Annotated in this window: 17 protein-coding genes and 1 tRNA gene; 12 read left to right on the top strand and 6 right to left on the bottom strand. The window is 63.0% G+C overall.

Annotated elements, in window-relative coordinates:
- Positions 1-18 precede the first annotated feature (18 nt).
- Positions 19-1,980, bottom strand: a complete 1,962-nt coding sequence (betT, locus tag L1P09_RS00940) for a choline transporter BetT (protein WP_192441754.1) — start codon at positions 1,978-1,980, stop codon at positions 19-21.
- Between the two features lie 329 nt (positions 1,981-2,309).
- Positions 2,310-3,242, bottom strand: a complete 933-nt coding sequence (gene epsC / locus L1P09_RS00935) for a serine O-acetyltransferase EpsC (RefSeq protein WP_235768319.1) — start codon at positions 3,240-3,242, stop codon at positions 2,310-2,312.
- A 307-nt stretch (positions 3,243-3,549) separates the two neighbouring features.
- Here epsC and tcyJ point away from each other — a divergent pair, with 307 nt between their 5' ends.
- The 9 genes from tcyJ to L1P09_RS00890 all read left to right on the top strand — a co-directional run bounded on the left by tcyJ (position 3,550) and on the right by L1P09_RS00890 (position 12,579).
- Positions 3,550-4,344: a cystine ABC transporter substrate-binding protein gene (tcyJ, locus tag L1P09_RS00930; protein ID WP_235768318.1), complete on the top strand. Its 795-nt coding sequence runs from the start codon at positions 3,550-3,552 to the stop codon at positions 4,342-4,344.
- The gene (gene tcyL, locus L1P09_RS00925; protein ID WP_009682229.1) at positions 4,341-5,009 is read left to right on the top strand and encodes a cystine ABC transporter permease; all 669 of its coding nucleotides are present in this window, start codon (positions 4,341-4,343) and stop codon (positions 5,007-5,009) included. The genes tcyJ and tcyL overlap by 4 nt, the downstream gene beginning before the upstream one ends.
- Positions 5,010-5,011: 2 nt before the next feature.
- Positions 5,012-5,770 (top strand): L-cystine ABC transporter ATP-binding protein TcyN, encoded by a 759-nt coding sequence (tcyN, locus tag L1P09_RS00920; protein ID WP_029884774.1) that lies wholly within the window; start codon positions 5,012-5,014, stop codon positions 5,768-5,770.
- Positions 5,771-6,070: 300 nt separating this feature from the next.
- Entirely contained in the window at positions 6,071-7,312 is a 1,242-nt protein-coding gene (locus L1P09_RS00915) for an SfnB family sulfur acquisition oxidoreductase (protein WP_197886234.1), read from the top strand.
- 150 nt (positions 7,313-7,462) lie between these two features.
- Positions 7,463-8,644 carry an SfnB family sulfur acquisition oxidoreductase gene (locus tag L1P09_RS00910; RefSeq protein ID WP_054905583.1) on the top strand — a complete coding sequence of 394 codons (1,182 nt, stop codon included), beginning with the start codon at positions 7,463-7,465 and terminating at the stop codon, positions 8,642-8,644.
- Positions 8,644-10,041 (top strand): LLM class flavin-dependent oxidoreductase, encoded by a 1,398-nt coding sequence (locus L1P09_RS00905; RefSeq protein ID WP_054905584.1) that lies wholly within the window; start codon positions 8,644-8,646, stop codon positions 10,039-10,041. The genes L1P09_RS00910 and L1P09_RS00905 overlap by 1 nt, the downstream gene beginning before the upstream one ends.
- Positions 10,034-10,834 carry a MetQ/NlpA family ABC transporter substrate-binding protein gene (locus L1P09_RS00900; RefSeq protein ID WP_029884778.1) on the top strand — a complete coding sequence of 267 codons (801 nt, stop codon included), beginning with the start codon at positions 10,034-10,036 and terminating at the stop codon, positions 10,832-10,834. Before L1P09_RS00905 ends, L1P09_RS00900 begins: the two co-directional genes overlap by 8 nt.
- Position 10,835: 1 nt before the next feature.
- Positions 10,836-11,945 (top strand): methionine ABC transporter ATP-binding protein, encoded by a 1,110-nt coding sequence (locus L1P09_RS00895; protein ID WP_110678933.1) that lies wholly within the window; start codon positions 10,836-10,838, stop codon positions 11,943-11,945.
- Entirely contained in the window at positions 11,935-12,579 is a 645-nt protein-coding gene (locus L1P09_RS00890; protein WP_054905585.1) for a methionine ABC transporter permease, read from the top strand. Before L1P09_RS00895 ends, L1P09_RS00890 begins: the two co-directional genes overlap by 11 nt.
- 31 nt (positions 12,580-12,610) lie before the next feature.
- Here the strand turns inward: L1P09_RS00890 and dibA are convergent, their stop codons facing one another.
- Positions 12,611-14,506 carry a phosphodiesterase DibA gene (gene dibA / locus L1P09_RS00885; RefSeq protein WP_054905586.1) on the bottom strand — a complete coding sequence of 632 codons (1,896 nt, stop codon included), beginning with the start codon at positions 14,504-14,506 and terminating at the stop codon, positions 12,611-12,613.
- A 146-nt stretch (positions 14,507-14,652) separates the two neighbouring features.
- On the opposite strand from dibA, the gene desA reads away from it, so the two are divergent.
- Together desA and L1P09_RS00875 are read left to right on the top strand one after the other, a co-directional pair.
- Positions 14,653-15,837 carry a delta-9 fatty acid desaturase DesA gene (desA, locus tag L1P09_RS00880; RefSeq protein ID WP_232892834.1) on the top strand — a complete coding sequence of 395 codons (1,185 nt, stop codon included), beginning with the start codon at positions 14,653-14,655 and terminating at the stop codon, positions 15,835-15,837.
- A 99-nt stretch (positions 15,838-15,936) separates the two neighbouring features.
- Complete coding sequence (locus tag L1P09_RS00875; protein WP_054905588.1) at positions 15,937-16,965, top strand: GGDEF domain-containing protein; 1,029 nt, start codon at positions 15,937-15,939, stop codon at positions 16,963-16,965.
- Positions 16,966-16,986: 21 nt separating this feature from the next.
- Here the strand turns inward: L1P09_RS00875 and L1P09_RS00870 are convergent, their stop codons facing one another.
- The 3 genes from L1P09_RS00870 to gabD all read right to left on the bottom strand — a co-directional run bounded on the left by L1P09_RS00870 (position 16,987) and on the right by gabD (position 21,287).
- Positions 16,987-18,249, bottom strand: a complete 1,263-nt coding sequence (locus L1P09_RS00870) for a response regulator (protein WP_232892835.1) — start codon at positions 18,247-18,249, stop codon at positions 16,987-16,989.
- A gap of 135 nt (positions 18,250-18,384) precedes the next feature.
- Positions 18,385-19,662, bottom strand: a complete 1,278-nt coding sequence (gene gabT / locus L1P09_RS00865) for a 4-aminobutyrate--2-oxoglutarate transaminase (RefSeq protein ID WP_029884784.1) — start codon at positions 19,660-19,662, stop codon at positions 18,385-18,387.
- Positions 19,663-19,844: 182 nt separating this feature from the next.
- Positions 19,845-21,287, bottom strand: coding sequence for an NADP-dependent succinate-semialdehyde dehydrogenase (gene gabD, locus L1P09_RS00860; RefSeq protein ID WP_009682215.1), 1,443 nt, complete (start codon positions 21,285-21,287; stop codon positions 19,845-19,847).
- A 315-nt stretch (positions 21,288-21,602) separates the two neighbouring features.
- On the opposite strand from gabD, the gene L1P09_RS00855 reads away from it, so the two are divergent.
- Positions 21,603-21,679: transfer RNA gene (locus tag L1P09_RS00855), tRNA-Arg, on the top strand.
- Positions 21,680-21,738: the final 59 nt, after the last annotated feature.

Genomic DNA, 21,738 nt, shown 5'->3' with positions numbered 1-21,738 from the left:
CAGAACAGGAAAGCCTGGTCAGCGGACCAGATGCAGGAACTGCATGTGCCGCTCGTACTGGTCGAGGATGTCGTTGATGATCTGCTCCTTGCTGTAGCCAACCAGGTCGTAGTTCTGGCTGCCTTCGCTCAGGTACACCTCCGCCCGGTAGTAGCGGCGGTTCTTCAACTCCTGCGTGCCCAGCCCACCCAGGGCGAACGATGGCGTGAAGTAGCCACGCATCTGCACCTGGTAAATGAACGGCTGTTCTTCACCATGCCCCACTTTCAGGCTGACGTTGTCGTGGCTTGGGTCATCCTGGGTAATCAGCACCAGGCCTTTTTGCTCGAACACCTCACGCACATCGGCAATCGCCGGGCGCACCACATCGTCCATGAAGCGGTACACCTCGTCACGCGACGGGAAGTGCACCGCCTGGCTCAAGCGCTGGCGCCAGCCGCCGCGGCCGCGGCGTGACTGGGCGAACGGTGCCAGCGAGTGCATTTGCGCGATCTGCCGTTGCGACTCCAGGTAGAACGCCTTGTGCAACCCCCACATCATGCACAGCAAGATCAACGAGAACGGCAGCGAGGTCAGTACCACCGCCGATTTCAGCGAATCGATGCTGCCCGCGAACAACAGCGCACTGGTGACCAGCGCGGTCATCGCGCCCCAGAAAATGCGCAGCCAGTTCGGCCCGTCCTCATCGGCATCCCCACCGGTGGCCGACAAGGTCGACAGCACCACGGTGCCAGAGTCGGCCGAGGTGACGAAGAACACGAAACTGATGAACACCGTGGTGGCGATCACCACCTTGCTCCAGGGGTAGGTTTCCAGCAGCAGGTACAGGCTCATGGACGGGTTGTCCAAGGCCGACTGGCCCAGCGCGGTCATGCCGTGGTTGATGACCTGGTCCAGGGCACTGTTGCCGAAGATCGACATCCACGCCAGGGTAAAGCCCAGCGGGATCAGCAGCACGCCAAAGACGAACTCGCGGATGGTACGGCCGCGGGAAATGCGCGCAATGAACAAGCCCACGAACGGCGCCCAGGCAATCCACCAGGCCCAGTAGAACACTGTCCAGCCACCCAGCCAGTCGCGGTTCTCACCGTAGGCATACACGTCGAAGCTCTTGCGCGGCAAGGCGCCCAGGTAATCGCCAAGGTTCTGGATGAGGGTGTTGAACAGGTGCTGGGTAGGCCCGGCGAACAGCACGAACAGCAGCAATGCGCAGGCCAGGAACAGGTTGATGTCGCTCATTACCCGCACGCCCTTCTCTACCCCGGCAACGGCTACGGCCACCGCCGCGCCCATCATCAGGGTGATGAGGATCACCTGCACCCACTGGCTGTGGCTGATGCCGAACAGGTAATCCAGGCCGGCGTTCAGGTGCAGCACGCCAAAGCCCATGTCGGCGCCAAGGCCGAACACGGTGGCGATGATGCCGAAGCCGTCCACCGCATAACCGATCGGCCCGTTGATGCGCTTGCCGATCAGCGGGTACAGCGCCGAACGCAGCGCCAGCGGCAGGTTATGGCGGTAGGCGAAGTAGGCCAGCGCCATGCCGACGAAGGCGAACACGCCCCAGCCATGCAACCCCCAGTGCAGGAACAGGATCTGCATGGCCTGGCGCCCGGCCTCGGCAGTGCCCGCTTCGCCTTGGGGCGGCTGCAGCATATGGGTCAGCGGTTCGGACACACAGAAGAAGAACAACGTAATGCTGATGCCAGCCGCAAACAGCATGCCGGCCCATGACAGGTAACTGAACTCGGGCTCGTCGTGGTCGGCACCGAGCTTGATCTTGCCGTAGCCGGACAAGGCGGTGACCACCACGAAGACCAGGTACAGCGTCATTGCCAACATGTAGTACCAGCCGACCGTATTGGCCGCCCAGTTCTGCGCCGCCAGCAACCAGTCGCCTGCGGTTTGCGGGTTGGAGATGACCACCAGGCCGAAGATGAGGATGAAGCTTGCCGCAAAGTAGAACACCGGCGGGTTCATGCGGATCTTGCCAGTGGAAAGGGATGGGGTCGGTGCACTCATGGGGCAGGCACCTCGTCAAAAGACGTGAGGTTCGGAATGAACGGGTTCAGCAAAGGAATCCTCCTGTTGAACACCGGCAGCGGACCAGCGTTTTTCATTGAACAAGCGTTCAAGTTAAACATGGATCGGTGTTCAATGCGAATTGGGGCGCCGACTGGCGCGCTTCTGGCCCGGCCTTTTCGCGGGTGAACCCGCGCCTGGCGTGCACATCGGTCGCTCGCTGTGCGTTCCTTGTAAGAGCCCGTTTCACCTTGAAAAGTGCCGGTGCACGCCAGGCAAATTTCAGGTCAATGCTTGTCCTGGCAATCCAGCTGCAGGTTGGCCTGGGTGATGTTGCTGTCGGCTGGCACACTGCGGGTCAGCCACACGTTGCCGCCAATGGTCGAGCCTTTACCGATGGTGATGCGCCCCAGTACCGTGGCGCCGGCATAGATCACCACATCGTCTTCGACGATTGGGTGGCGGGGCAGGCCTTTGTGCAAGGTGCCCGACTCGTCGCTTGGGAAACGCTTGGCGCCAAGGGTCACAGCCTGGTAGATACGCACGCGCTCGCCGATGATCGCGGTTTCGCCAATGACCACCCCCGTACCATGGTCGATGAAGAAACCCGGCCCGATCTGCGCCCCAGGGTGAATGTCGATACCTGTGGCTGAATGCGCCAGTTCCGAACTGATGCGCGCCAGCAGTGGCAGGCCTGCCCGGTACAGATGGTGCGCCAGGCGGTGGTGGATGATCGCCAGAACGCCGGGGTAGCACAGCAGCACCTCATCGACGCTACGGGCCGCCGGGTCGCCGTGGTAGGCAGCCAGCACATCGGTGTCGAGCAACACCCGCAGCGCTGGCAAGGCTGCCGCGAAATCCTGTACCAGCCTCAGCGCGTGAGCATCCACACCGGCCAGCTCGGCCTGGCTTTGCCGGGCGGCGTAACGCAGCTCCAGTCGGGCCTGGGCCAGCAAGGCGGTCAGGGCGGCATCGAGGGTATGGCCAACGTAGAAATCTTCACTTTCTTCGCGCAGGTCGACCGGGCCCAGGCGCATAGGGAACAGCGCACCACAGAGTTGCTCGAGGATCTGCCGCATCGCCTCGCGCGACGGCAGCTCGCGGCCACCCTGCTCGCCGCTGCTGCGGCCATTGCGGGTGCGCCACTGCTCACGCGCGCCGCGCAGGCCGGTTACGATGCTCTGCAACTGCCAGCGCCCGGATAATGGTTGTTCGCTCACGGTTTTCTCCTGCCGTATAGGCCATCGGGTTGTTTCGCCATGCCCGCGAAAGGGCCGGGCGTGCCTGCGTGCAATCCACTCTACGGCAAATCCGCCTCTTGGAAAAAACTACGCTTTATTCCATCCTGCGCCATGTCGGGCACACCCTGCGGTGACGGCGCAGGCAACCTCGCCTACCCTCAAAGCAATCACGCTCTGATAACGAATAAAATGGAAGTAACAAAATATTTTTTTATTATTTCCAGGCCTTAAAAGCCAGCTCTATAGTCGCCACCCTCTCCCTACACAACACGCGCGGGGCTCTGCCATGTCGAAGTTCGTCAAACCGCTACTCAATGCCAGCCTGGCCCTTGTGCTGGGTGCTGGTCTGCTCGGCCAGGCCTTCGCCGGCGAAGAGCTGAAAACCATTCAGGAAAAAGGCGTGATCAACGTCGGCCTCGAAGGCACCTACCCGCCGTTCAGCTTTCAGGATGAAAACGGCAAGCTGACCGGTTTTGAAGTCGAGCTCTCCGAACTGCTGGCCAAAGAGCTGGGGGTCAAGGCCAAGATCCAGCCAACCAAGTGGGACGGTATTCTCGCCGCGCTGGAGTCCAAACGGCTGGACATCGTGGTCAACCAGGTGACCATTTCGGAAGAACGCAAGAAGAAGTATGACTTCTCCGAGCCTTACACCATCTCCGGCATCCAGGCGCTGATTCTCAAGAAGAAGGCCGAGCAGCTGAATATCAATGGTGCACAGGATCTGGCCGGCAAAAAAGTCGGCGTGGGTCTGGGCACCAACTACGAGCAGTGGGTGAAACAAGACGTACCGAAAGCCGAGGTGCGCACTTATGAAGACGACCCGAGCAAATTCGCCGACCTGCGCAACGGCCGCATCGACGCCATCCTGATCGACCGCCTGGCGGCGCTGGAATACGCGCAAAAAGCCAAGGACACCGAACTGGCCGGCCCTGCCTTCTCGCGCCTGGAAAGCGGCGTGGCTCTGCGCAAGGGCGAGCCTGAACTGTTGGCGGCCATCAACAAGGCCATCGACAAGCTCAAGGCTGACGGCACGCTGGCCAAGCTGTCGGAAAAATATTTCGGTGCCGATGTCACTAAATGATCGCTGAAAGCCTGCAACTCGTAGCCGACTCCGCGCCCTTCCTGCTCAAGGGCGCGGGTTACACCGTACTGCTCAGCGTGGGCGGCATGTTCTTCGGCCTGGTGCTGGGCTTTGCCCTGGCGCTGATGCGGCTGTCGAAGGTATTGCCGCTCAACTGGCTGGCGCGGATCTATGTGTCGTTCTTTCGCGGCACGCCGCTGCTGGTGCAACTGTTCGTGATCTATTTCGGCATGCCGCAGATCGGGATCGAACTCGACCCTATCCCGGCCTCGCTGATTGGCCTGTCGCTGAACATGGCGGCTTACATCTGCGAAATCCTGCGCGCGGCGATTTCATCGATTGACCGTGGCCAATGGGAAGCTGCGGCCAGCATCGGCATGACCCGGGTGCAGGCCATGCGCCGGGCGATCCTGCCCCAGGCCCTGCGCACCGCCCTGCCACCGCTGGGCAACAGCTTCATTTCGCTGGTCAAGGACACCGCCCTGGCAGCCACCATCCAGGTACCCGAGCTGTTCCGCCAGGCCCAGCTGATTACCGCACGCACCTTCGAAGTGTTCACCATGTACGTAGCGGTTGCGGTTATCTACTGGGTGCTGTGCAGCATCCTCGCGCACTTCCAGAACCGTATGGAAGCGCGGGTCAACCAGCATGACCAGGAGCATTGAGCATGATTGAAGTCAAAGGCCTGACCAAGCGGTTCAAGGGCCAGACCGTGCTCAACGGCATTGACCTGACCGTACAGCCTGGCGAGGTGGTGGCCATCATCGGCCCCAGCGGCTCGGGCAAGACCACCTTCCTGCGCTGCCTGAACCTGCTGGAAACGCCCGACGCCGGGCAGATAAAGATCGGCGCCATCAGCATCGATGCCAACCGCCCGCTGGGGGGGCAGCAAAGTGCAATCCGCCGGTTGCGCCAGCAGGCGGGGTTTGTGTTCCAGAACTTCAACCTGTTTCCGCACCGCACAGCCTTGGAAAACGTGATCGAAGGGCCGGTGATCGTCAAGAAGACCCCGCGCGAACAGGCTGTCGAACTGGGCCGCCGCTTGCTGGCCAAGGTTGGCCTGGCGGGCAAGGAAGATGCCTACCCGCGGCGTCTGTCCGGTGGCCAGCAGCAGCGGGTGGCCATTGCCCGTGCCTTGGCCATGGAGCCCGAGGTGATTCTGTTCGACGAGCCGACCTCGGCGCTGGACCCGGAACTGGTGGGTGAAGTGCTGGCGACTATTCGCGGCCTGGCCGAAGAAAGGCGCACCATGGTCATCGTCACCCACGAAATGAGCTTCGCCCGGGACGTGGCGAACCGGGTGATCTTCTTCGACAAAGGCGTGATCGTGGAGCAAGGCGAGGCCAAAGCGCTGTTTGCGGCGCCGAAGGAAGAGCGTACCCGGCAGTTCTTGCGCAAGTTCCTTGGGACTGCTGCTTCCGAGTAGGCCTGCTCTGGGCCCTTCGCGGGCTCGCCCGCTCCCTCAGGGTTAACGCTGTGGGAGCGGGTTCATCCGCGAAGAGGTCGGCGTAGCCGCGGAAATCTCTCCTTCTATATATATTCCAAAGAGTTAGTTCATTAAATTTTTATAAAGCATTAGGGTATATCAACCGGACCACCGGACCAGCACACGTTCGCCGCGACCAGCTGTAGCGGCTTTACTTTTCGCGAGGTCAGGAATGGTAAGCATCACAATTTCCCCAGTGCGTAACGCCAGGGCATTGAGTACAGCCAAGGAGCGGTACTGATGTCCAGCCAACCCAACAGCCTATTACACAGCGATCTCGACAGCGCTCCCCCGTTGCTGCCAGCCAAGGTGTTGCGCAACGACGCCGAAGCCTTGCAAGCGGCACGCGAACTGGCCGAGGTCGCCCGCGAGCATGCCGCCCGCCGCGACCAGCAACGCAAGCTGCCATGGGCGGAGGTCGAGCTGTTCACCCGCAGCGGGCTGGGTAGCATCAGCGTACCCAAGGCCCACGGTGGCCCCGATGTTTCGTTCGCCACCATCGCCGAAGTGTTCCGCCTGATAAGCGCCGCCGACCCGGCCCTGGGGCAGATCCCGCAGAACCAGTTCGGCATCCTGCAATTGCTGCGCCTGACGGCAAGCGAAGCGCAACAGGCGTTTGTTTTCCGCAGCGTGCTCGAAGGCTGGCGCATCGGCAATGCCGGGCCCGAGCGCGGCACCAAGGACACCCTCACGCTCACCGCGCGTATCACCCGCAACGGCGACGGTTATCGCATCAGTGGCGAGAAGTTCTATTCCACCGGCGCCCTGTTCGCCCATTGGGTGGCGGTCAAAGCCCTGGACGACGACGGCCGTCAGCGCCTGGCGTTCGTACGTAGAGGCAGCCCGGGGTTGCGCATCGTCGATGACTGGTCCGGGTTTGGCCAGCGCACCACTGCTAGCGGCACGGTACTGCTGGACCAGGTGCCGGTGGAGGCGGCGCTGGTGATCGACAACTGGCGCCAGCGCGATATACCCAATACCCAGGGCGCGGTCTCGCAGTTGATCCAGGCAGCAATCGATGCAGGTATCGCTGAAGCGGCCATCGAAGATGCGATCAAGTTCGTTCGCGAGAAGTCGCGGCCTTGGGTCGACGCCAATGTCGAGCGCGCCAGCGACGATCCTTACGTGATCGCTGACGTCGGGCGCCTGAAGCTTGAACTGCATGCGGCGCAAGCGTTGCTGCGCAAGGCCGCGCAGGTGCTTGACGAGGTCAGCGCCGCGCCCGTGGATGCCGCGAGCGCTGCGCGCGCGTCCATTGCGGTGGCCGAAGCCAAGGTGCTGACCACTGAAATTGCCCTGCAGGCCAGCGAAAAGCTGTTCGAGCTGGCTGGCAGCCGCGCCACCCTTGCCGAATTCAACCTCGACCGCCACTGGCGCAACGCCCGGGTGCACACGCTGCATGACCCGGTGCGCTGGAAGTACCACGCGGTTGGGGCTTACCACCTTAACGGGACCTTGCCCGCGCGGCATTCCTGGATCTGAATTCAATGGCCTTGGGGGCTGCTTTGCAGCCCATCGCGACACAAGGCCGCTCCTACCCGTGGCGCGGACCGGCATGGAACCGCGTATCCCTGCAGGAGCGGCCTTGTGTCGCGATGGGCCGCATCGCGCTCCCAAGGCCCGGAGAAACCCATGACCATCAGAATCATCACCAGCGACACCCAAGCCCTGCATGTCGCCGACGAAATCGCCCAACAACTGCGCCGCGACAGCGCCCTGCGCGACCGCGAACGCCGGCTGCCGCACAGCGAACTGGACCTGTTCACCCGCTCCGGCCTGTGGGCCATCAGTGTGCCCAAGGCCTTCGGCGGCGCTGGCGTGTCCAACGTCACCCTGGCCAAGGTCATCGCCCGCATCGCCCAGGCCGACGGCTCGCTGGGGCAGATCCCACAGAATCATTTCTACAGCCTGGAAGTACTGCGGGTAAACGGCAGCCCCGAACAACAGAAGCGGCTGTATGGCGAAGTACTGGCCGGCCGCCGTTTCGGCAATGCCCTGGCCGAGCTGGGTACCAAGACCGCCAACGAACGCACCACCCGCCTGAGCCGTGACGGTGACGGCTTTCGCATCAATGGCCGCAAGTTCTACGCGACTGGCGCCATCTACGCCCAGCGTATTCCCACGTCGGTGGTCGATGAACAGGGCGTGCAGCACCTGGTGTTCGTGCCGGCCGATAGCCAGGGCGTGCAGGTGATCGACGACTGGAGCGGCTTTGGTCAGCGCACCACCGGCAGTGGCTCGGTTCTGCTGGACAACGTTTACGTCAGCGCAGCGGACGTGGTGCCTTTCCAGAGCGCCTTCGAGCGCCCCACCCCGGTCGGCCCGCTGGCGCAGCTTCTTCACGCCGCCATCGACACCGGCATCGCCCGCGCCGCCTACGAGGATGCCCTGCACTTCGTGCGCACCCGCAGCCGACCATGGGTCGACGCAGGCCTGGACAAGGCAAGCGATGACCCACTGACGCTGAAAAGCTTCGGCCACCTGGCGATCCGCCTGCACGCGGCCGAAGCCCTGCTGGAACGCGCTGGCGAATACCTCGACCGCGCCCGCAACGACAGCACCGCCGACACCGTCGCCGCGGCGTCCATCGCCGTGGCCGAAGCGCGTGCCAGCAGCACGGAAATCGCGCTTGCCGCCGGCACTGCCCTGTTCGAACTGAGTGGGAGCCAAGCGACGCTGGCCGAGCACAACCTCGACCGCCATTGGCGCAACGCCCGCGTGCACACCTTGCACGACCCGGTCCGCTGGAAATACCACGCCATCGGCAATTACTACCTCAACGACGTCAACCCGCCACGCCGGGGGACGCTCTGATGGCCAAGCAAATCCTGCTCAATGCCTTCAACATGAACTGTGTCGGGCACATCAACCACGGCCTGTGGACCCACCCACGGGACACTTCGACCCAGTACACCAGCCTGGAGTACTGGACCCAGCTCGCACGCCTGCTGGAGCGGGGCCTGTTCGATGGGCTGTTCATCGCCGATATCGTCGGTACCTACGATATCTACGGGCAATCGCTGGACGTCACCCTCAAAGAGGCCATCCAGTTGCCGGTCAATGACCCCTTGCTGCTGGTTTCGGCCATGGCCGCCGTCACTCGCCACCTGGGTTTTGGCCTTACCGCCAACCTGACCTACGAGGCGCCCTACCTGTTCGCCCGACGCCTATCCACCCTGGACCACCTGAGCCAGGGCCGGGTTGGCTGGAACATCGTAACCGGTTACCTCGACAGTGCCGCCCGCGCCATGGGCCTGGCACAGCAACCCGAACATGACCGCCGCTACGACCAGGCCGACGAATACCTGCAGGTGCTGTACAAGCTGCTGGAGGGCAGCTGGGCTGACGACGCGGTGGTCGCTGACCGCGAGCAGCGCATCTATGCCCGCCCCGACAAGGTGCGCAAGGTGCAGCACCATGGCGAGTTCTACAAGGTCGACGGTTACCACCTGTGCGAGCCCTCGCCGCAGCGCACCCCGGTACTGTTCCAGGCAGGCAGTTCGCAACGCGGCCTGGGCTTCGCCGGGCAACATGCCGAATGTGTGTTCATCAGCGCTCAGGACAAGACCGCGGCCCGCGCCCAGGTCGAGCAGGTACGCGCGGCTGCCTCGGCTGCCGGGCGCGACCCGCAGGCGGTCAAGGTCTTCATGGGCATCACGGTGATCGTCGCGGCGACCGAGCAACAGGCCCAGGCCAAGCATGCCGAGTATCTGCAGCATGCCAGCGCCGAGGCCGGCGTCGCACATTTTGCGGCCTCGACCGGCATTGACTTCGCGGCCTATGCACTGGACGAGCCGATCCCCTTCAGCCAGGGCAACGCCATTCAGTCAGCCACCCGCCAGTTGCAGGGCAACGCCTGGACCCGCCGGCGCCTGTTGCAACAGCACGCGCTGGGCGGGCGCTACGTGAAGGTCGTCGGCGACCCCGAGCAGGTCGCCGAACAGTTGATCGCCTGGCTCGACGAGACCGGCCTGGACGGCTTCAACCTGACCCGCACCGTCACCCCGGAGAGCTTTGAGGACTTCATCGACCTGGTCGTTCCTCAACTGCAACAACGCGGCCGCTACAAGACCGCGTACGCCGAGGGCACCCTGCGCCAGAAACTGTTCCAGGCCGACCACCCGCACTTGCCCGCCGACCACCCTGGTTCGGCTTACCGCTTTAACCGCACCCCTACCCCTGCACCGACTGGAGCCCTGCACCATGCTTGAAAAACTGTTCCGGCCCGTCGTGGCCATCGCCCTGTCCCTCGGCCTGTGCGCCACTGCCCAGGCCGCCGAACCCCTGAAGATCGGCACTACCTCGGCCTTTGCGATCCCGCTGGAAGCCGCCGTGGAAGAAGCCCACAAGCAAGGCCTGGAGGTGAAGCTGATCGAGTTCAGCGACTGGATCGCGCCCAATGTCAGCCTCAACAGCGGCGACATCGACGTGAACTACTTCCAGCACATCCCGTTCCTGGAGAATGCCAAGGCGGCTGCGGGCTTCGACCTGGTGCCCTATGCACCGGGCATCATCAACAACGTGGGCCTGTACGCGAAAAAGTACAAAAGCTTCGCCGACCTGCCTGAAGGGGCGAGCGTGGCCATCGCCAACGACCCGATCAACAGCGGCCGCGGCCTGCAATTGCTGGCCAAGGCCGGGTTGATCACGCTCAAGCCAGGGGTTGGCTACAAAGCCACCGAGGACGACATTGTCGCCAACCCGAAAAAGCTGAAGATCCTGCAAGTCGAAGCCGTGCAGCTGGTGCGTGCCTATGACGACGCCGACTTGGTGCAGGGGTACCCGGCATACATTCGCCTGGCCAACAGCTTCGATGCCAGTTCAGCGCTGCTGTTCGACGGTCTGGAAAACAAGGAGTACGTGATTCAATTCGTGATTCGCCCGCAGAGCAAAAACGACCCACGCCTGGCACAGTTCGTCGACATCTACCAACATTCGCCTGCCGTACGCGCAGCGTTGGACAAGGCTCACGGCAAGCTGTACCAGGCCGGTTGGGAAGGCTGACATGAGCCAGGCCAGCGCATTCAAGGCGCCCACCCCCCAACCGCGAGCGTCAACGGCCAGGGAGCACGCCCTGCACCCGGAAATCAATCAAGCCCATGTACGCTTCATCGGCCTGGGCAAGACCTACCCTGGGCAGGCGCAACCCGCTTTGCACGGCATTGACCTGAACATTCGCCAGGGCGAAGTGTTCGGCATCATCGGCCGCAGCGGCGCCGGCAAATCTTCGTTGCTACGCACCATCAACCGCCTGGAACGCCCCAGCCACGGCCGGGTACTGATCGACCAAGTGGACATCGCGGCGTTCGATGACGACCAGCTGGTGGCGCTGCGCCGGCGTATCGGCATGATCTTCCAGCATTTCAACCTGCTGTCGGCGAAGACGGTGTGGCAGAACGTCGAGCTGCCCTTGAAGGTGGCGGGCGTGGCCAAGGGCGAGCGACAACGCAAGGTCCGGGAGCTGCTGGCACTGGTCGGCCTGCAGGAGAAACACCACGTGTACCCCGCGCAATTGTCAGGCGGGCAGAAACAGCGCGTGGGCATTGCCCGGGCACTGGTGCATGACCCCGAGATCCTGCTGTGCGACGAAGCCACCTCCGCGCTGGACCCGGAGACCACGGCCTCGATCCTGGAACTGCTGCGCGATATCAACCGGCGCCTGGGCCTGACCATCGTGCTGATTACCCACGAGATGGCGGTCATCCGTGATATCTGCCACCGGGTGGTGGTGCTGGACCGCGGCGAGGTGGTCGAGCAGGGCGAAGTCTGGCGTGTCTTCGGCGCCCCTCACCACGAGGTCACCCGAACCCTGCTTGCGCCGCTGCAAGCGCGGCTGCCTGCGGCGCTGCAAGCCAGCCTGCAGGCCCACCCCACAAGCCGTGACTGCGCCGTGGTATTGCAACTGAGTGTACTTGGCGAGCCTGAACTGTCTGCCCTGTTCCACGACCTGGGCGGTCGCGTGCGCTTGCTGCAGGGCGGCGTGGCGACCATTGGCGAGCACGCCCTGGGCCAGTTGATCCTGTCGGTGCAGCACGCACCGCACGATACCCAACAATTGCTGCAACGCGCCCGCCGTTGGGCGGACAACGTGGAGGTGCTGGGCCATGTGGTTTGATCGTCTGCTGGAAGGCTTGCTCGATACCCTGCTGATGGTTGGCGTGTCGTCGCTTATCGCCTTGCTGCTGGGGGTACCCCTGGCACTGCTGCTGGTCACCAGCGGCAGGGGTGGCATATTCGAGGCAGCCTTGCTGAACCGGTTACTGGGCGCCTTCGTCAACCTGTTCCGCTCGATCCCGTTCCTGATCCTGATGGTCGCGCTGATCCCGTTCACCCGGCTGGTGGTGGGTACGACCTATGGTGTGTGGGCGGCGGTTGTCCCGCTGACCATCGCCGCCACGCCGTTCTTTGCCCGGATCGCCGAGGTCAGCCTGCGCGAAGTCGACCATGGCTTGGTGGAAGCCGCGCAGGCCATGGGTTGCCGGCGCTGGCACATTGTCTGGCATGTGTTGTTGCCCGAAGCGTTGCCGGGCATTGTCGGCGGTTTCACCATCACCTTGGTGACCCTGATCAACTCCTCGGCCATGGCCGGGGCGATCGGTGCCGGAGGGCTGGGCGACATCGCCTACCGGTATGGCTACCAGCGCTTCGACAGCCAGATCATGCTGACCGTGATCGCCATGCTGGTGGCGCTGGTGGCGTTGATCCAGCTGGGTGGCGACCGATTGGCAAAAGGCTTGAACAAGCGTTGAGTTCTTCGCGGGCAAACCCGCGAAGAGGCCCTCAATCCCAGTGCAAATCCGCAGCCGGCACCGGCCGCCCGAACCAGTACCCCTGCCCCAGCTGGCACTGCTGCTGCAGCAGGAAGGCGGCCTGCTCTGCCTGCTCGATACCCTCGGCATGCACCTGCATGCCCATGCTGCGGGCCAGGGCGATGATCACCCGCACGATCGCGATGTCATCCTCATCCAGCGGCAACCCGGCAACGAAGCCCTGGTCGATTTTCAGCTTCTGAACGGGCAAACGCTTGAGCCGCAGCAGCGAAGAGTAGCCGGTGCCGAAGTCATCAATGGCCAGGGTCACGCCAAGCTCACGTAAGCGGTGAAGTTGCTCCAGCGCCACCTCCGGGTCTTCCATCACAGCGCTTTCGGTCACTTCCAGCTCCAGCAAGGCGGGGGCCAGGCCGGTGTCGTGCAGGACGTCGGCCGCTTGCCGGTACAACTCATGTTGGCCAAACAGCCGGCTGGAGATGTTCACCGCCACGAACGCCAATTGCCGGCCTTGCGCCTGCCACTGCACCATTTGCCGGCAGGCCTGGCGCAGCACCCAGGCATCGATCTCGGCAATCAGGCCGGTACGCTCGGCGATCGGGATGAACTCGCCCGGCGGCACCAGGCCGCGCTGCGGATGCTGCCAGCGCACCAACGCTTCGACCCCGACCAGGCTGCCGGTCGCCAGGTCGTGTACCGGCTGGAAAAACACCCGCAGTTCGTCATGCTCCAGTGCGCGGCGCAACTCGCCCGCTGTTTCAACCCGGTGCTGGGCGTGGGCCGTCAGTTCTTCGGTGTACAGCGCATAGCAGGCTCGCCCATTGCCCTTGGCCTTGTACAACGCCGAATCGGCGTTGCGCAGCAACTGTTCGGCACACAAGGCATCGCTGGGGAACAGGCTGATACCGGCACTGACACTGATGAACAACCGATGGCCATCGAACAGGAACGGCTCGCGCATGCGCTCGATGATGCCCTGCGCCAGTTTGCCTGCCTGGCCGACTTGCTGGCAGCCTTCGGCCAGCACGCCGAACTCGTCACCGCCCAGCCGGGCCAAGGTCACACCATTGCCCAATATCTTGCCCAGGCGCTCCCCCACCAGCCTCAGCAACTGGTCACCGATGGTGTGGCCAAGGCCATCGTTGATGCTCTGGAAGTGGTCCAGGTCCAGCAGCAGCAGGGCGCACCCACGCTTGTTGGCCTGCGCCGCGGCCAGGGCCTGCTCGACGCGGTCGTTGAACAGCAAGCGGTTGGGCAGGCCGGTCAGCGGGTCGTGGTGGGCCAGGTAGGCCAGTTCCTGCTCCGAATGCTTGATCGCGCTGATGTCACTGAACACGGCCACGTAATGGCTCAGCTCACCCTCGTCATCGTGAATAGCGCAGATAGTCTGCCACTGCGGGTAGATTTCGCCGCTTTTGCGCCGGTTCCAGATTTCGCCGCTCCACTCGCCCTTTTCAGCCAGGGTGGCGTAGACCTGCTGGTAGAAGGCCTGGCCATGGCGGCCCGACTTGAACTTGCTCGGGCGCTGGCCGATCACCTCGTGCTGCTGGTAACCGGTAATGCGCATGAAGGCACGGTTGACGTGCACGATCAGGCCCTGGCGGTCGGTTACCAGCACCCCTTCCAGGGTACTGTCGAACACCGCGGCGGCCATGCGCAGGCGTTCCCGGTCTTCGCAGCGCAACCGCGCGCCATGGCCGATGAAATGCAGCAGCCGCACCCGGGACAGATAAATCAGCAAGGCACTGCACAGCACCCACACCACCACGTTGATCTGCCGCCCCACGGTCAATGCCAGGGGGTCGTCGGTCATGCTCTGCAGCATCACCTCGGCCAGCACCAGCCAGAGGATCGAGAGCACCACATAGAGCGCGGCCATGCGCAAGGCGTCGCGAACGGAAACAGACATGTCGGGTGGGATAGCCCATTGAAAAGAAAGGGGCATTATAAAGGCTGAAACATGTCGTGACCTCCTGTCTGAACAGTTGACTGGTTTTATTTCCCCACCAAGGGATAATCGACCCTTCCCCCCGCATTTCGAGGGCATTTACATCTATGTGGTACAACGGCCTGCTCGACTTGTCGGCCTGGCAACTGGTCGGCATCACCCTGTTGATGACCCACGTGACCATTGTCAGCGTCACGGTCTACCTGCATCGCTACTCTGCGCACCGAGCCCTTGAGCTCAACGGCGCGCTCAAGCATTTCTTCCGCTTCTGGCTGTGGCTGACCACGGCGCAGAACACCCGCGAGTGGACGGCGGTCCACCGTAAGCACCACGCCAAGTGCGAAACACCCGACGACCCGCACAGCCCCGTGCACAAAGGCCTGAGCACGGTGTTGCGCAAAGGCGCCGAGCTGTATCGCGAAGAGGCCCGCAACCCAGACACCCTGCGCATCTACGGCAAGAACTGCCCTGATGACTGGATCGAGCGCAACCTTTACTCGCGCTACAAATTGGGCGGCATCGCGCTGATGGCCGTGATCGACCTGCTGCTGTTCGGCACCCTCGGTATCACCGTCTGGGCGGTCCAGATGATGTGGATCCCGTTCTGGGCTGCCGGTGTCGTCAACGGCCTGGGCCACGCGTTCGGCTACCGCAACTTCGAATGCCGTGACGCGGCCACCAACCTGGTGCCGTGGGGCATCGTGATCGGCGGTGAAGAGCTGCACAACAATCACCACACCTACCCCAATTCGGCCAAGCTGTCGGTCAAGCGCTGGGAGTTCGACATGGGCTGGGCGTGGATCCGCCTGTTCTGCCTGCTGCGCCTGGCCAAGGTGCAGCGTGTGGCGCCGATTGCCCATCGGGTGGAAGGCAAAGGTAGCCTGGACATGGACACCGCCATGGCGATCCTCAACAACCGCTTCCAGATCATGGCCCAGTACCGCAAATTGGTGATCGCCCCGCTGGTCAAGCTGGAACTGGCGCGTGTCGACGCCTCGGTGCGCCACCACTTCCGCCGTGCCAAGCGCCTGCTATCCCGTGAAACCAGCCTGCTCGAAGACCGCCACCATGTGCGCATCGAATCGATGCTTGCGCACAGCCAGGCCTTGAAAACCATCTACGAAAAGCGCCTGGCCTTGCAGCAGATCTGGGCCCGCACCAGCGCCAACGGCCATGACATGCTGGCCGCCATCAAGGACTGGGTACACGAAGCCGAAACCAGTGGCATTCAAGCCCTGCGCGACTTCGCGGCACAGCTGAAAACCTATTCCCTGCGCCCGGTCGGCGCCTGATCGCCGTTGATCGGCACGCCCCAGCATGGGGCGTGCCAGCTGGAACTTAACCACCTCGCCCCCACTCAAACCCCGCACATCGCCCGCGTGGCGGGCAGGATGCTGGCCGCACGCTTTCACGTCGAGACTCGCTACGTGCACATGGCCAAGAATATTCCAATGACATCGCCGGGCCCGGTACCACCGGGAGCCGCCCGCACTTTACTGGCGCTCCTTCATGCGCAAGGTGAAGTCGCCCGCCTGAGCGAACGCGAACAGCTGTTCAGCTCGTTGCTCGAGAGTGTCAACGCGGTGCTCTGGGCTTTCGATTGGGAAACACGCGAAGTGCTGTACGTAAGCCCTGCCTACGAGCGCATCTTCGGCCGCCCGGCCAGCCTGGTACTGGCCGACTTCAACGAGTGGCGCGACAGCATCTACCCCGACGACCTGGAATACGCCGAGCGCAGCCTGGCCCAGGTGCTGCTCAAAAGCGCGGTCGAGGACCGCGAGTACCGTATCATCAATGCTGACGGGCAAGTGCGCTGGTTGAGCGACAAGTGCTACATCAACCAGCAGCATGACGGCGACCGCGTGATCATCGTCGGCATTGCCGAAGACATCACTGAGAAAAAGCAGCTGGAAGGCGAGTTGCAGCGCCTGGCCACCATTGACGTGCTGACCCAAAGCAGCAACCGCCGGCACTTCTTCGAATGCGCCCAAGCGGCGTTTGACAGCGCCCGGGAAAACGGCACGCCGTTGGCCTTTCTGTTACTGGACATCGACGACTTCAAACAGATAAACGACAGCTATGGCCACCAGGAAGGCGACCAGGTGCTGCAGCACATCGCCGACAGCGGCAAGGCCGTGTTGCGCCGTGGCGACCTGTTCGGGCGTATTGGCGGCGAAGAGTTCGCGGCAGTCTTCCCAGGGTGCAGTGCCGAGCTGGCCGGGCAGATAGCCGAGCGGCTACAGCGGCAGATTCAGCGTTTGAGCTTCAGCCATGGGGCGCACACCTACGGGGTAACAGTGAGCCAGGGGCTTACCGGGTTGACCGGTGAAGATGTGGCGCTGGACAGCCTGTATGCCCGCGCCGATGCGGCGATGTACCAGGCCAAGCGGCAGGGCAAGAACCAGATCGTGCGCGGTTGAACCCCCTTACGCCTGCCCGGCTCAAGGAACATCGTCGGCTTGTATCGGGCCTTCAGCCGCGGGCTGCGAACTGGTTTCGGGGTTCTCCACCTTGCGCAACCGGGTCAGCTCCGGCAAGCCCATCTTCAGCAAACGCGCTGTCTTGTCACTGGCAATCTTCGCCAGCCCCTGCTCAGCCGGTAGCCGCGCCAACTGCCCGGCCAGGTTCATGGCCAGAATATCGCGCGAGTACACCCCGCCACCGAGTTGATAGATCGCCGCGATCAGCTCGCGTAAAGCCAACGGCAAGCGCCAGCGGGTGCGCAGCGCCGAGCCGAAAGCGGCACCGAACTCGTTGAGCGACAACTGGACCTTGTCTTCGTCCAGCTCGCCACCCGCCAGGCGCCATTCCTGCAGGCAGCGCAGCACCGCCAGGTCACCCAGGCAATGCAGCAACCCCGCGCAATAGCAAAGCCCTTCGTCCAGCGCCAGCAGGCGCGCCAGCGTACGGCCATATTCGGCGGTGTGCAGGGACAAGTCCCAATACTGCGCCGCATGCTGCGCCAGCAAGGGGTCGCTGAGGCGGGCGCTGCGCTTGAGGGTCATGCCCAGAATCAGGTTCATGCTTTGTGTGCTGCCCAGCTTGTTCAGGGCTTGCAGCAGGGTTTGCACCGGTGCTTCACGGTGCAGGGCTGCGCTGTTGGCAGCCGCTATCAGCACCGCGGTCACTTGCGGGTCACGGCAGACTTCTTCTTCCAGCACCTTCAGGTTCAGGCCTTCAGGGTTCAGGGCTCGCTTGATCGCCACCTGCAAGTCGGCCAGCAGCGGCCCGCCATCGGCAGTAGCCCGGCGCTGTTCGAGGTAAGCGCGCAGGCTGGCACCGGGCTGCAAGGGCGGCACCGGGCAGGCGATTTCTTCGCCCACGCCCAGCAGCAACTGTTCCAGGCGCTTGCGCAGGTTACCCAGGTTCAGGGGCTTGCTCAGGTACGCCGTGGGGTGCAGCGGCAGGGCTTCGCGCACACTTGCACTGTCGCTGCGGTTGCTCATGAGGATGAACGGCAACCCCGACCCTTTGGCGCGGACTTTGCGCAGCAGGTCGAGGCCGTCGATGCCAGCCAGCTCACGTGCAGCAATGATCAGGTCCGGCTTGGCGGCCAGGGCGCTGAGCGCCTGCGAGCCGTCGGCGCAGACCTGAAGGCGGGCATCGCAGCGAACGCTCAGCAGCATCTCGCTGAGCATGTCGCGTACCCACGGGTCGCCTTCGACGATCAGTACGCTCGGTGGGGTGGGCTCTGCAGCGTTCATCGCCAACTACTCCTGTAAATCCTTGCCTCAGCCTTTTACAACGTGCTGGGCGCATCATCCAACAACCATAGCCTCCGACGCATCACCGGGCATAAAAAAACCCGCCGAGGCGGGTTTTTTCTGAAGCGCATCACATCAGGCAAGTTCAGCGAAGCACTCTTCGATGATGGCCAGGCCTTTGTCCAGCAGCGCGTCTTCGGCGGTCAGCGGAACCAGAATCCGCAGAACGTTGCCGTAGGTGCCGCAAGACAGCAGGATCAGGCCTTTTTCGCGGGCTTTGGCCACAACCTGGCCAACAGCAGCAGCGTCAGGGGTGTGGGTGCCTTTCTGGAAGACCTCGACGGCAATCATCGAACCCAGGCCACGAACGTCGCCGATGATCGGATGCTTCTTCTGGATTTCACGCAGGCCGGTGGTCAGGCGCTCACCTACTGCCTTGCTGCGGTCCAGCAGTTTCTCTTCTTCGAACACTTCGATCACGGCCAGGGCTGCGGCGCAAGCGATCGGCGAGCCGGCGTAGGTGCCGCCCAGGCCGCCCGGAGCGATAGCGTCCATGTACTCGGCCTTGCCGCATACACCGGCCAGCGGGAAGCCGCCGGCGATGGACTTGGCAAAGGTGGTCAGGTCAGGCGCAACGCCCATCTGCTCCATGGCGAAGAAGGTGCCGGTGCGGCCAGCGCCGGTCTGCACTTCGTCGGCGATCAGCAGGATGCCGTGCTGGTCGCACAGGGCGCGCAGGCGCTTCATCAGCTCTTTAGGCGCTGGCAGGAAGCCGCCTTCGCCTTGTACAGGCTCCAGGATGATTGCAGCGATGTCGCGTGGCTCTGCGTCGTTCTTGAAGATGCGCTCGACCGAGGCGATGGCGTCGTCAACGCTGACACCGTGCAGCTCGCTCGGGAACAGGGCGCGGAAGATGCCGCCTGGCATCAGGCCCATGCCTGCGGAGTACGGCACGACCTTGCCGGTCAGGCCCAGAGTCATCATGGTGCGGCCGTGGTAGCCGCCGGTGAAGGCGATAACGCCGGCACGGCCAGTGGCGGCACGGGCGATTTTCACGGCGTTTTCAACGGCTTCGGAGCCGGTGGTGACCAGCAGGGTCTTCTTGTCGAAGTCGCCTGGAACCAGCTTGTTGATCTTTTCGCACAGCTCGACGTAAGGCTCGTAGGCCAACACCTGGAAGCAGGTGTGGCTGACCTTGGTCAGTTGCTCTTGCACGGCTGCAACCACTTTCGGGTGCAGGTGGCCGGTGTTCAGCACTGCGATGCCGCCGGCGAAGTCGATCAGTTCGCGGCCTTCAACGTCGATCACGGTCGAGTTCTTCGCGCTGTCGACGAAGATCGGGTGAATCTGGCCAACGCCACGCGGGACGGCAGCTACACGACGTTGCATCAAGGATTCGTTGGTCTTGCTCATAATGCCCTCATTGCGCCGACAGTAATGGCGCTTTTATTCGGGGGTGGCTGGGAGTGCTCGCGAACAGTATTCGTTGATCGACTGCCACAAGCGCCCTGGCCACCAGGTACTGCAATGTAAAAAAGGCCAGCGAGACGTCGCTCTCGCGCCCCGCTGGCAGAGGTAAAGCCGTTACCGTGCGATCAAACGCTGATGCACAGGTATTTGATTTCGAGGTAGTCCTCGATACCGTACTTGGAACCTTCGCGGCCCAGGCCAGAAGCCTTGATGCCACCGAATGGCGCCACTTCGTTGGAAATCAGGCCGGTGTTGATACCCACCATGCCGTACTCCAGGGCTTCGGCAACACGGAACACACGGCTCATGTCGCGGGCGTAGAAGTACGAAGCCAGGCCGAATTCGGTGTCGTTGGACATGGCGATGACTTCGGCTTCGTCCTGGAAGCGGAACAGCGGCGCCAGTGGGCCGAAGGTCTCTTCCTTGGCGACAGCAGCAGTTTTCGGTACATCAACCAGGATGGTCGGCTCGAAGAAGTTGCCTTCGATCAGCTTGCCGCCGGACAGCACCTTGGCGCCTTTGGAAACGGCGTCTTCGATGTGCTCCTGAACCTTGGCGACAGCCTTGCCGTCGATCAGCGGGCCAGTGGTGGTGCCATCTTCCAGGCCGTTACCGATCTTCAGCTTGGCCACCGCAGCCGCCAGCTTCTCGGCGAACGCGTCGTAGACGCCGTCCTGCACGTAGATACGGTTGGCGCAGACACAGGTCTGGCCGTTGTTACGGTACTTGGAGATGATCGCGCCCTCGACCGCCTTGTCCAGGTCGGCGTCGTCGAACACGATGAACGGGGCGTTGCCGCCCAGCTCCAGGGAAACCTTCTTGATGTCCTTGGCGCATTCTTCCATCAGCTGGCGACCGATTTCGGTCGAGCCGGTGAAGGAGAGCTTGCGTACCAGGGAGTTGCCGGTCAGTTCACCGCCCACTTCACCAGCGCTGCCGGTAACCACGCTCAGCACGCCAGCCGGGATACCGGCACGGTGGGCCAGTTCGACCAGGGCCAGGGCGGAGTACGGGGTTTGCGAAGCAGGCTTGAGCACCATGGTGCAGCCAGCGGCCAGGGCCGGGCCGGCTTTACGGGTGATCATGGCAGCCGGGAAGTTCCACGGGGTGATGGCCGCGGTTACGCCGATTGGCTGCTTGATGACGATCAGGCGCTTGTCTGGCTGGTGGCCCGGAATGGTGTCGCCATAGACACGCTTGGCTTCTTCGGCGAACCACTCGATGAACGAGGCGGCGTAGGCGATTTCGCCCTTGGCTTCGGCCAGTGGCTTGCCTTGTTCGGTGGTCATCAGGCGAGCCAGGTCGTCCTGGTTCTCGATCATCAGTTCGAACCAGCGACGCAGCTTGGTCGAGCGCTCTTTGGCGGTCAGGGCACGCCAGGCCGGCAGGGCCTTGTCGGCAGCTTCGATGGCGCGGCGGGTTTCCGCGGTGCCCATCTTAGGCACGGTACCGATGACTTCACCGGTGGCCGGGTTGGTCACCTTGATGGTCTGGCCATTGTCCGCATCCAGCCACTCACCGTTGATGTAGGCTTGCTGGCGGAACAACTGAGCGTCTTTGAGCTGCATGTCGGCTTCCCGAATTGTTGATTGTTGAAAAGCGCCCAAGGCAGGGCATCGAGCGTTTGAAATCTCAAACGAATGCTAAGCGGCTGCTGGGGTGTTGGACAATAGGCTGTTCGAAAAAAAGAACGAATGGTTGAACAGCCTGGCGGAAAAGTCATCATCTGCGTACTGGCAACCGGCCCTTTCGCGGGCACGCCCGCTCCCACTGGGCGGAAGCGGCTTCAGCCGCGAACCGGCCGGCACAGGCAACCGGGAAAAAAGGCTACAGATCAAGGCGATGGACGCGACCGGCGCAGATGGGTATCATGCGTGCGCGTTGCACTCGTAGCTCAGCTGGATAGAGTACTGCCCTCCGAAGGCAGGGGTCGTGGGTTCGAATCCCGCCGAGTGCGCCATATCAAAAAGCCCTGGGCCTGTGCCCGGGGCTTTTTCATTTGTGCGACATGTCGCGTTT

The organism is Pseudomonas juntendi, from assembly GCF_021560075.1.
GTDB classification, from domain to species: Bacteria; Pseudomonadota; Gammaproteobacteria; order Pseudomonadales; family Pseudomonadaceae; genus Aquipseudomonas; species Aquipseudomonas juntendi.
The sequence above is the reverse complement of the archived record's forward strand: the minus strand, read 5'-3'. Positions and strand labels throughout refer to the sequence as shown.